Genomic DNA, 11,722 nt, shown 5'->3' with positions numbered 1-11,722 from the left:
TTAGCAATATAAGTTTAACAATATCAGTCTAGCAGTATTAGTAAGCGTCAATTAGCACTTATGAGTACCAATGAACAATAGGGATGATAAAGTACACTATGAATAACATTAATTCGAATCTGACAAAGTGGTCGCTCGCTAGTCGAGTTTTTCATTGGATTAGCGCTATTTTATTACTGGTCACTTGGGTCATGATACTTTTATATGACAAGCTTGATAGCAAAGTTTATATTGGATTGCACAAGGCATTTGGGATCAGTTTATTGTTTTGGATGCTTGCACGCGTGATCAATCGTATGTTTACTAAAGCGCCGCCAGCAGTTGCTATGCCAAAATGGCAGATGCTACTCTCACAGTTATCACACTTTTTCTTGTACGCCTTATTAATCGCGATGCCAACAGCAGGCCTACTGATGTCCGTCTATGGCGGTAGAGCCGTTGACATATTTGGCTTATTCCAAATTCCCGTATTTGTGACGCCAGATAGGGGCTTAGCTCGAATTTTTAATGATTGGCACACGGATATTTTATGGCCAATGATTATTGCCTTTACCGTTATTCATATTGGCGCCGCTTTATACCATCAGTTTATCAAAAAAGACAATCTTATGGCGCGTATGAAATAGTGGGCTATAGATAAGAAAAAACGTGTATAAAAAAGCCCTAAGCATAATACTTAGGGCTTTTCTTTGTGGCAGTAAAAATATGAGTCTATCTATAATATAGTGAATACCTATAAAATAAATCAGTCTACTTTTTATGCTCAGGTAAACTGATATTCATCTCAAGTACATCTAAGCTGTCTTCAGAGCGATGATTGATATTGACATCATCAATCTGTACGCCATTGACATACTTATTGACCACTTCTAGTATTTCACGTTTCATTTTTTCGATACGGTCAGCAGTTAGGCGATTATTTAAGCGGTTTTCGCTTGCAACGATAACCTTTAGACGTTCAGTGGCCATATTGGCGCTGCCAGTGTTATTGCCGTCGTCAGTACCGAATAGGCTACTCCAAAATCCTTTTTTCTTACTCATCATTAACCCCCAAACCAGCGCTGTAGTAGACCCTTTTTCTTCACATCAATATGACGTAATGGTCGCTCTTCTCCTAAGAAACGGGCGACGATATCGTCATAACATTGACCTGCCACAGAGTCGGTATAATGAATCACTGGCTCACCGTGGTTAGAAGCTTCAAGCACTGAATGACTCTCAGGAACTACGCCAAGTAACGGCACTTTTAGAATATCATTAGAAATGGTATCGATATCCATCATCTCGTTAGCTGCTGCACGGTCAGCATTATAGCGGGTGATAATCAAATGCTCACGTACCGTTCCTTGATTTTCAATTACTTTTTTGGTTTGGCTTTGTAAGATACCAATGATACGGTCCGAGTCACGTACGGAAGAAATCTCAGGGTTGGTCACGATGATAGCTTCATCAGCATGATACATTGCCAGCTGCGCACCACGTTCGATACCAGCAGGCGAGTCACAGATGATATAGTCAAATTGCTTCGACAGCTCGTCCATAACCTCTGCTACACCGTCGTCCGTCAACGCATCTTTATCACGCGTCTGACTGGCAGGCAGGATATATAGATTTTCCAGTTGCTTGTCTTTAACCAAGGCTTGCGATAGGCGTGCACTACCATTGATGACATCGACAAAGTCATAAACAATTCGATTTTCGCAGCCCATAATCAAGTCTAGATTACGTAAGCCTACATCAAAATCGATAACAACTGTCTTATAGCCACGTAATGCTAAACCGGCGGCAAAAGAAGCACTGGTTGTGGTTTTGCCCACACCGCCTTTACCCGAAGTGATTACAACAATCTTCGCCACAATGGCACACTCCTATGAATTGATGGGATATTTATTAGATAAAAAATTTTAGATGAAATAGCATGGATGTAAAGTAGCACAATTACTCGTCGTTTACCTAGCGTATATGTGCTATCTGCGAGCGTAAGCCTAGCATAAATATACAAAAACTTATAGCGAGTCTGTATTTGAGCACAAAAACAGCGGACATATAATATTTATGCTCGCTGTAAGTACAGATATTAAATAGTTAAAGACCCATCTAATATTTGTGTTTGAAGCCCGTATGTATAGTGTAGCGTAAATAGTGGCAGAGCTAAAAATTCATCATAGCGCAGTTTTGTTAAATAAACTTACCACACTATTAATCAAGCAATTTATAGGTCGAATGAGTCTCTATAAACCCATTTATCTAAACTGATACCAACAAAACTGACTTCTAAGAAATTTTAACTTTATACACAGCTTAAGCGTTGTCCATGACGGTAAAGACTAAGCCTTCGCCTTCTAAATAACGCACTTCAACCGATTTATCAATCACATGTTCAGGCAGGTTGTCGCGTAAGCAATACGTACCAGCGACTGATACCAATGATGGGTTAAATACTTGGCAGAAAATCCGCGCGTCTTTATCGCCAGTTGCGCCTGCGACTAAGCGACCTTGGGCACGACCATAAACATGTAAGTTATTGTCGGTAATGGCTTCGGCACCGCTATTGACACTATTGGTCAAAATCAAATCGCCGCCAACATGATTGAGGCTTTGTCCTGAGCGCAGCATTTGATCATAGATGAGGCTGGTGATTTGCTCAGCGCTGATAAGCGTTTCAGCAGTCAAGGTGGTTTCGGCTACTTCAGGTATCGCGCTTGCTGCAACAGTTTGGCTATCTGCTGTTGAGCCACTATTATCGGAAGTAGATGGTGTTGATTGCGTATTATCTACAGTAGCCGCGACTTGGCTTAACTCAGTAGTGGCTTTTTTACTTGGTAAAATACGCTCGATACGCTTACCATCAGCGGGGAATATCGCCAAACGTAGCTCGCGTGCTTGGGCGTCAAGTAAACCTGTGACCACGCCGATAGGTTGCAAACCCCAAGACCAAAGCAGCTCTACCAACGCCGATAAATCCTGCTCAACTTCACTGTCAATCAATACTGGGATATTGCTGTTCTTATTACTCAGAGTGGTTTCAAGCTGGCTGGCAATCGCAGTAAAATCAGCAGTGCTAAACTGTACCCGTGAGAAGGTTAGCATCTTGCCATAAAAGGCTAGCGCCGGCGTATTGGGTGAGGCTAGGGCCTGTTGCTCATTGTCTGAAATCGTCATAATATAAATCCTCAAAAATGGTCGTATTGCGCTGTTCAAGGTGCCGTTTTTGCCTCGGCATCTAGCATCAAAGTATGGCTAGCAAAAAATCTAATTCTTATTAAAAACACTATAAATTAAGCATGTCGTGATGCTTCCACTGCTGCACCTTTATTTGGGCTTCAAACTCGTCCAAACCATCGGCGATAATGCTTGAGATTAATGTATCAAGCGCGCTGTTGTCGGTATCGATTTGAGCGACACCGCTGGCAATAGCGACCATCAAAGCGTCGATACGTTCGGCGTCAAGCAGGCGCTCGTTAAGCGCATATACCACGTTTTCACCAATATTATGCCCGACATGCTGAAGCTGGGATTCAATTAAAGTACCAGCAATGGGTATCATACGCAGGTAGCGGCGTAGCTCAGGCGTATTGGCCAAGCCTTCTTTAATGGCATTGCCCATTTCAGTGGCAATAATGGTGCCGCCGCCCGATGACTCGGTCATTGCTTGGAGTTTCGGTGCCAGCTCTTTACGCAGTAGCGATAGCACCGCCGCCTCAATTTCATTGCGATTGCGCGCGATGGTAGATTCAATAAATGATTTATGAGTGTTAGGATCGGTGAGCTGCTGCCGGAAAGTCTGAATGGTCGTTAAGATGACGCGGTCAGACAGCTCTTCTAAGAGTAAGTCGATATAAAAGTTAATGCGGTTAATCCACGGCTGCGGCAATACTTGATAACCCAACTGATATAATCGGCGTCCGATAATTACCGCGCGAAATAAACGCAGGGCACGCAGCTGCGGAAAACAGCCTAACACTTCATACCAATGTACAAAAGGGAAAAAGAACCAGCGGTAATAGACCTTTTCTTTAATGGCAATCGCCCAGCGTAACAGTAGCTCTGCAATCAAGAATAGCGTAAAGAAACCGCCGGCTGTCCGCAACGAATCATGAATATGATTTTGATACCAGTTTAATGCTTCGCTCAGGCTCAACCACTGCGCTGTATTACTACTAAAATTACTCATCAAAATAGCGTCAATACTGATTAATAATAAATCAATACTGATGGCGATAATCATGACGATATCATAGGTCAGCTTCAAGCGATTGGGCTTGGGACGGTTTGGTCTTGGTGGCGCACTGTTCGATACGTCTGAGGACTGAATACGTGCTGGCGTTGATTCTAGAGGCGCGCTGGTAGTAGAAGAGGCGGGCACAGTCATACCTTATTAAGTAGTAAATGGCATCAGTAGTGAATCGCTTTATGCCAATCACTACCAAATAAACAACGAGTTTTAATGGCTATTCACATTATCAATGAATCATGCCAAAAAACAAGCCATCTACCATTATAATTTGGTATTTTAGCCATTATCTTTTTACATAAAAATCAGTCGGCCATTTTAGCCGACTGAAAGAGTAGAGTGTTTTTCGTATTATTTTAAGCTTGGTGCGTTTTATCAACCGCCACGTCATCAACCGCTTTGTCATTAACCACTGTGTCATTAAATTCAGCAAGCATCTCCGTGATGCGTTTGTCTTTTTGTCGCCAAATTTGCTCAACCCACTCAAACATTTGTGCCTTAACTGCGTCATCGTTTTCATAACCACCGTTTTGAATGCCAGTCGACAGCTCGTCAGGTATTTCAATATGGCGAACATCGACGCCTAAGCGTTTAATATTACCTTTCCACAAATCACCATAGCTTGGCACGCCGTCAGGGTAGACGATGGTCATATCTAAAATGCCATCGACATCAGCGCCCAAAGCATTAATCGCCAATGACAAACCACCAGCACGTGGTTTTAATAGATGGGTATAGGGTGAGTTTTGTTTATCGTGTTTTTCTTGAGTAAAGCGCGTGCCTTCTAAATAGTTCAACAAGGTAAAGGGTTTGTCTTTTAATAATGCACAAGCGCGCTTGGCTTCTTCGATATCTTTACCTTGAAGAGCTGGGTTCTTAGCAACCGCTTCTTTAGAATGTCGGCGCATCATTGGAAAGTCCAAAAAGTAAAACGCCTGCCCAACGATAGGAATATAAATAAGCTCAAACTTAGTAAAAAAGCGAGTCAGCGGCAAGCGTTTTTCACTGATATATTGCACGATACTGGTATCCACCCATGATTGATGGTTACTAACGAGCAGGTATTTACCGTCCATATGGACATCGTCAGGTAGATGAATGCGCCAGTCTTTACGAGGCAAAATAGTATCGATTAACGCATTATTGCTACTAATCCAATGATTGGCGATTTTAATCACCGTTTTATCGGCGATAGGAGCGCCCGTCACGATTTTACCAACGCCCATTAGCCATAATGGAATGCTCCCACCAAAGCTATTGGCAGCGATGACCCCAGTTGCTGCCGCAAGCGACATGGCTTTTCCCAACTTTGGGGCTCGTGTATGTATTTTTTGCATAGCTGCGTTCAAGCGCATATCCAATCCCTTCCTGTTAATTTTACGAATCGTTCAGTCTCTCAAACTTTCTTTTTTTAATGGTTAGCTTTAAACCGCTATTTTTGAATTATTCTTTTTCAGAAAACCTCAAAATGGTCTTTTGATGCTGTAAAAATACTTTTGAAGATTAACGCTAGTCGAAACCTTATATAAGTTTGGTTATTATGCTGCTTATTATTATAAAACTCTCTCTTTACTCATTATTATACAGAGTGATTTTAGCAGAAAAAAATTAGAGTGTACGACTGTAAACGTGACTTGCGGTAACAAATTAGCCTTGTCCACCATCAATAACCTATCGACAGTTATGCACTTTCCATACATAGATGTGACAAAATATTACACACAAATGGATGGTAATTGCCATAATAATAACAAGGGTGGATAAACATCTAAACGATATTGCTGATCAACAGTTGTTATACGCAATATTCATAAAAAGCACAATTTATCTATCGATTTTTTAACTTAAGAGGAAATATCATGCGTAATACATTAATGATTGTAGCAGTAGCATCAGGTTTGGCTCTAAGCGGTTGTGCAACTGATCCATATACTGGACAACAGACTCTTAACAAGTCGGCACTTGGCGCATTAGCTGGTGCAGCTGGTGGCGCGACCATCTCAAAAGCAACAGGTGGCGATAAAACTGGACGTGATGCTGCTATCGGTGCTGCATTAGGCGCAGGTGTTGGTTATTACATGGATCGTCAAGCCAAGCAACTTCAGCAGCAAATGGCTGGTACTGGCGTGACAGTTACACCAAACGCTAACGGTAACATTGATTTGGTTATGCCAGGTAACATCACGTTCTCATTTGATGATGCTACTTTGAATAATTCATTTAAACCAACGCTTGATAAGCTTGCATCTACGATGAATGAGTATAATCAAAACACCATTACTATTGCTGGTCATACTGACAGTAAAGGTGCTGACGCTTATAACATGGATTTGTCACGTAAACGCGCTTATGCCGTAGCGAACTATTTAAGTGCTCGCGGCGTGGCTTCTAACCGTATCAATGTAGTCGCTTATGGCGAGTCGCGTCCAGTTGCTGATAACAACAGTGAATATGGTCGTCAGCAAAACCGCCGTGTTGAGCTAACCGTTAACGCACCAAATAGCGTTCGTTAATCAATATTGAATGACTTCAGATAAAGAATTAGAAAAGAGACCAGCGCACAGCTGGTCTTTTTTTTGCTTAAAATTTGTTCAATCTTTTAAATTTATATTTGATAATAGTTATCAATAACATTATAATTCGCAGGTATTAAATTCTGCTAGTATTTAACGATATTGTGAAATCAAGATTTTTACTCTGAACAATATCTGCTACTTACCTTGCTAAATTTTCTCCTTCTAATTCTCTAAACTTTTACTTTGCTATTTTATCTAGTGTATCTCATCGAGGACGTGTATGAATATCAGCCCAGCGACAAGCCGTAAAATTTTACCGACTACTTTAGCTGTTGCACTGGCAGGAATGCTAATGCTCTCAGGTTGTAGCAAACAGTCTGATGACACTGCAAATACGGCTGCTCAAACTGAGACGCAAGGGGCAGAAAATACCGCTACTACAACCTCTTCAGCTGCCGCCCAAGCTCATATTGATCGTCTGCTGATTAGCTATGCTGATATGGCGCACGCCGCCTATAAAGATTCTTTAGAAACCGCCAAACTTTTACAAACGGCAGTTAATACTTATGTAGAAACGCCAACCCAAGCCAATCTTGATGCTGCAAAAGCTGCGTATAAAGCCGCGCGTCAGCCGTATTCGCAGACTGAAATATTCCGCTTTGACGAAGGCTTTGTGACTGCTAATGAGAAACGTGAGCTTGGCAGTATTGATGGCTGGGAAGGGCAGGTAAATGCATGGCCGCTTGATGAAGCATTGATTGACTATGTGAGTGATAGTTATGAGGGCGAATATAACAGTCAAGACAATATTATTAATAGCGACAGCATTACCGTTGGCAGCATAAAGCAAGATACCAGCACCATTACGCCTGAGTTATTGGCTGAGATGAGTGAGATCGGCGGTAGCGAAGCCAATGTGACTACTGGTTATCATGCGATTGAGTTTCTGCTGTGGGGTCAAGATACCAATGGCGTCGGTGAAGGCGCAGGCAATCGTCCGGTGAGCGACTATGTGACAACCGATGGTAAATGTACCAGTGGTGAAACGGTCAATACTGATGCCAGTATTTGCGAGCGCCGTGGGCAGTATTTAAAAGCCGCTACCCAGTTGTTGGTTAATGATTTGACCGCGATGGAAGCTGAGTGGCAACCTGATAGCGAAAACACTTTACGTAGTGACATGATGGCACGTAAAGACAAAAATGGTCTGCGTCAAATCATGTATCAAATGGGCAGTTTAGCGCTTGGTGAGCTGGCATCTGAGCGCATACAAGTGGCCTTTGTCACCGGCTCTACAGAAGATGAGCACGAATGCTTTAGTGATTTAACTCATTTAAGCTACGCCAATAATGCCCGGGGTATTCAAAATGTCTTTAATGGTAGCTATAAAAACGTCGCCGGTAAAACGGTCGGCGGATACGGCGTTAAAAATTATCTTATTGATACCGGTAATACAGAAGCGGCTGATAAGCTCGCGGCTGACTTTGCCAAAGTAGAAGCGGCGTTTAAGGTAATTGTTGATAAAGGCGAGAAAGAAGGTATCAAGGTCGATCAAATGATTGCTACAGTAGGGCAAGCAAGCAAGCATGGTATTTCTGCTGAAGAGCAAAACAAACGCCGTGGTTGGATTGAAAGCAGTATCACAAGCTTACAAGAGCTAACCGCTGGTATCGAAAATGCGGCAAAAGCCGTTGGTATTGACAACCTAGACGCCGATGCAGGCTCACAGTTTTAAGCTAGCGCCTATTGAATAGTATTAATTGCTAGTGTTTTTGTGGCAGTGTTTTTTAGCTATTTTTATTCTGGCTTTTATGTGCCTGATAAGTCGCTATAAGTTAATGAGAATTATTTTCATAGAAAAATAATTTAGGTATAATAAACACGTTGTCGACCGCTGTTGGCAGCGTGTTTTTTTTATAGCCTATTAAAATAGTCAGATAGGTCAGGGCGCAGCAAATACTTATCGAATAGAAATACCTATCGATTAAAAGTGAAAAAACTATAGCACGTGTTTTTAATGGTTCTATACCAGAACTAAGGTTCCTTATGAGCAGCAGTAATGTGTTAACCGCCAAACAATCTATCGCGTCTTATTCCTCTTTGATATTTAACAGCTCGCCATTGAGGCTATGGATAGGGATAGCATGTGCTCTCTCATTAAGTGCTTGCCAGCCGAGTGATAATGTTGCTAATCCTGCTACAGATGACGTTAAGACTCAAGAAAGCAGCTATTCGCAAAATATAACTTCTGAACGTCTGCAGGCTATTGAGGGTTTAGCTGGCGTACCGATGCAGCAGCTTGCCAGCTTTGATGCGCAAGAAATTAAGCAAGGCGGCGATACCGGTATTAGTATCACCACTAGTGAAAGCTACTCTAAGCCTTCATCAAACATCACCGCTTCACGCAAAGGCTCTTTTTTTATTGGTAATGCATTTTTTAGGCAACCTTGGGTAGTTGCGCCGGCGAGTACCGATAGCCGCGATGGGCTTGGGGCTTTATTTAACGTCGCTGCTTGTCAATCGTGCCATATCAAAGACGGTCGCGGTCATGCGCCAATGAGTAATGAAGATGATGCCGACAGCTTGCTTATTCGTCTTGCTATGCCTGCTACTACCGATGAGCAGCGCCAAAAATTAAAAAATTCCTTGATTGAAAAAGTCGTACATCCTATGTATGGCGGTCAATTACAAGATCGTGGTATTCAAGGTGTCCCTGCTGAAGCACGAATTGCGGTACAGTGGAGCGATAAACCCGTCACCTTTGCTGATGGTCATGTCGAAACGTTACGAGCGCCGACCTTTAATTTGACCAAGCCCGGTTATGGTGCATTTGATGATGAGCTGATGGTATCGCCGCGTGTTGCCTTACCGATGATTGGGCTTGGACTACTCGAGCAAATACCAGACGAGGCTATTAAAAAACAAGTAGTAAAAGCGAGTAAGGCCAATGGCGACATTAGCGGCAAATTCAACATGGTGCTGGATCCGCAAACGGGTAAAATAGCATTAGGACGCTTTGGCTGGAAAGCTGGGCAAACCAAACTGATTACTCAAAACCAAAGTGCGTTTAATGAGGATATGGGGCTGACCTCGAATATCCGTCCGCATGAATCCTGCATGCCGACGCAGACCGCTTGTATGAATGCGACAACTGGGGCTGATGAGCAAGGTAATGGCAAGCCGCCCGTCGAAGTCAATGATGAAGTGGCAAAATTCGTCGAATTTTATACCCGTAACCTAGCCGTGCCGCATCGCCGCAATGCTAATGACAAGCTAGTACTGGCGGGCAAAAAACGCTTTTATGATATGGGCTGTCAAAGTTGCCATACGCCGCGTTATCAGTTGCCAAAAACCGACGATGACCATCTTGAGCAGCATGGGCAAGTGATTTATCCTTATACCGATTTATTGTTACATGACATGGGAAATGATCTTGCTGATCGTACCATCGCTGGCAAGCTGCCATCAAAAGATTTACAAGTTGAGTTTTTAGCCAATTCCTATGAATGGCGCACGCCTGCACTATGGGGCATTGGGCTGGCGCAAACGGTCGATCCACAAGCGACGTTTTTACATGATGGGCGCGCGCGTACCTTGATGGAAGCGGTACTTTGGCATGGCGGCGAAGCGGAAAAGCAGAAAAAAAAGGTGCTTAAGCTTGATAAACAAGGGCGCAGTGAATTAAATGCGTTCTTAAAATCATTATAAAAGTAAGATGATGGGCTTTAAAACCCATTTAAAAACCATTTAAAAGCTATTCTCCTTAAATATATAGATTTAAATAACTACTCATATCAATAGCCATATAAATACCGAGAAAACTATGAAAATAAACCCTGCATTAGCAATGGTACTATCAGCATTAAGTGCTGGTATTCTTATTAGCTGTGTCAAACCTGCTGATGAGAGCAAAGCGCCAGAAGTAGATAGCCAAGTTGCCAAAGAAAGTGCTACTTCTACGGCTACAACTGAAAAAGACAATAGTGCAGATAAGATTACCGCTGTCGATATTAGTGCTGATACTGAAAAAACCTACTTGACCCATGTGGCAAATGATATGGTTATTCCAGCTTATGCAGATGCAGCGAAGCAGAGTGATTTATTGCATGAGTTGGCACAAAAGCATTGTCAGCAGGCGCCAGTTAGCGGTGATGCGCTAAAAGAATTGCGCGACCAATGGCTGGTGCTCGCACAAGCATGGGCTGGCGCTGAGATGGTTAATTTTGGTCCAGCAACCGCGAGTATGAGTAATTTATATATCAATTATTATCCTGATGAGCGTGGTTTGGTGCACGGTGGCGTTGCCGATCTAATTGCTGCCAATCCTAAGCTTACCGCTGAGCAACTGGCTAATGAAAGCGCGATTGTGCAAGGTGTTCCAGGGTTAGAAGAAGCGTTATATGCCAATGACAGCTTGGATGCTGGGCAATGTGCTTATGTGCTGAGCGCAAGCAATGCCTTAAGCACACGCCTAAAAGATATTGAGAAAAACTGGCAGCAAAACTCAACCACTTTATTAGCGATTGATAAAACTGCTGAGAGCGATCAAGGTTTGAATCAATGGTTTAATTCTTTATTGTCATTGGTTGAGACCATGAAATCTAATGCTATCGATCAGCCATTAGGTTTAACGGGTAAGAAAAAAGGCCATTTGCCAGCTGCGACCGCAGGGCAAAGCCGCGCGATTATAAATGCTAAATTGGCCACGCTGAATAAAGCAATGACCGATCCTGTCTTAACCGCTATTCTTGGTAGCAATAATGAAAATGCAGTGGCGGATAATTTATCGACCGCGCTTGCTGATGCGACCACCTTATTGGCGCAAATGCCAGAAGACTTGGCGACTGCTGATAAAGCCACCCAGCAAGAATTGTATGATCAGCTGACGACTATTACACGCATTATTAAACGCCAATTGATTCCGACCCTCGGTATCCGTGTGGGCTTTAACAGTACTGATGGCGATTAAAAA

10 protein-coding genes are annotated in these 11,722 nt (G+C 42.8%); 5 read left to right on the top strand and 5 right to left on the bottom strand.

What is annotated here, in order from left to right:
• The first annotated feature begins 98 nt into the window (after window positions 1–98).
• Window positions 99–626, top strand: a complete 528-nt coding sequence (locus AC2FA3_RS01530) for a cytochrome b (RefSeq protein WP_490508000.1) — start codon at window positions 99–101, stop codon at window positions 624–626.
• A gap of 124 nt (window positions 627–750) precedes the next feature.
• Here AC2FA3_RS01530 and minE read toward each other — a convergent pair whose 3' ends face one another.
• The 5 genes from minE to yihG form a co-directional block, all read right to left on the bottom strand.
• Window positions 751–1,041 (bottom strand): cell division topological specificity factor MinE, encoded by a 291-nt coding sequence (minE, locus tag AC2FA3_RS01525; protein WP_201544488.1) that lies wholly within the window; start codon window positions 1,039–1,041, stop codon window positions 751–753.
• A gap of 2 nt (window positions 1,042–1,043) precedes the next feature.
• Window positions 1,044–1,856 carry a septum site-determining protein MinD gene (gene minD / locus AC2FA3_RS01520; protein WP_490507999.1) on the bottom strand — a complete coding sequence of 271 codons (813 nt, stop codon included), beginning with the start codon at window positions 1,854–1,856 and terminating at the stop codon, window positions 1,044–1,046.
• Between the two features lie 445 nt (window positions 1,857–2,301).
• Window positions 2,302–3,162 carry a septum site-determining protein MinC gene (gene minC, locus AC2FA3_RS01515; protein ID WP_490507998.1) on the bottom strand — a complete coding sequence of 287 codons (861 nt, stop codon included), beginning with the start codon at window positions 3,160–3,162 and terminating at the stop codon, window positions 2,302–2,304.
• Window positions 3,163–3,271: 109 nt separating this feature from the next.
• Window positions 3,272–4,366 (bottom strand): hypothetical protein, encoded by a 1,095-nt coding sequence (locus tag AC2FA3_RS01510; RefSeq protein WP_490507997.1) that lies wholly within the window; start codon window positions 4,364–4,366, stop codon window positions 3,272–3,274.
• A gap of 224 nt (window positions 4,367–4,590) precedes the next feature.
• The gene (yihG, locus tag AC2FA3_RS01505) at window positions 4,591–5,589 is read right to left on the bottom strand and encodes a 1-acylglycerol-3-phosphate O-acyltransferase, YihG family (protein ID WP_490507996.1); all 999 of its coding nucleotides are present in this window, start codon (window positions 5,587–5,589) and stop codon (window positions 4,591–4,593) included.
• A gap of 504 nt (window positions 5,590–6,093) precedes the next feature.
• Here yihG and AC2FA3_RS01500 point away from each other — a divergent pair.
• The 4 genes from AC2FA3_RS01500 (at window position 6,094) to AC2FA3_RS01485 (ending at window position 11,719) form a co-directional block, all read left to right on the top strand.
• Window positions 6,094–6,747 carry a YiaD family glycine zipper/OmpA-like lipoprotein gene (locus AC2FA3_RS01500; protein WP_490507995.1) on the top strand — a complete coding sequence of 218 codons (654 nt, stop codon included), beginning with the start codon at window positions 6,094–6,096 and terminating at the stop codon, window positions 6,745–6,747.
• Between the two features lie 283 nt (window positions 6,748–7,030).
• On the top strand, window positions 7,031–8,485 hold the full coding sequence (locus AC2FA3_RS01495; protein ID WP_490507994.1) for an imelysin family protein: 1,455 nt from the start codon (window positions 7,031–7,033) through the stop codon (window positions 8,483–8,485).
• Window positions 8,486–8,796: 311 nt separating this feature from the next.
• Window positions 8,797–10,458 (top strand): di-heme oxidoreductase family protein, encoded by a 1,662-nt coding sequence (locus AC2FA3_RS01490; RefSeq protein WP_490507993.1) that lies wholly within the window; start codon window positions 8,797–8,799, stop codon window positions 10,456–10,458.
• A 115-nt stretch (window positions 10,459–10,573) separates the two neighbouring features.
• Entirely contained in the window at window positions 10,574–11,719 is a 1,146-nt protein-coding gene (locus AC2FA3_RS01485) for an imelysin family protein (RefSeq protein WP_490507992.1), read from the top strand.
• Window positions 11,720–11,722 lie beyond the last annotated feature (3 nt).

The organism is Janibacter sp. CoH_79_TC_3 (genome assembly GCF_058197955.1).
This window is presented reverse-complemented; position numbering and strand designations above follow the sequence as displayed.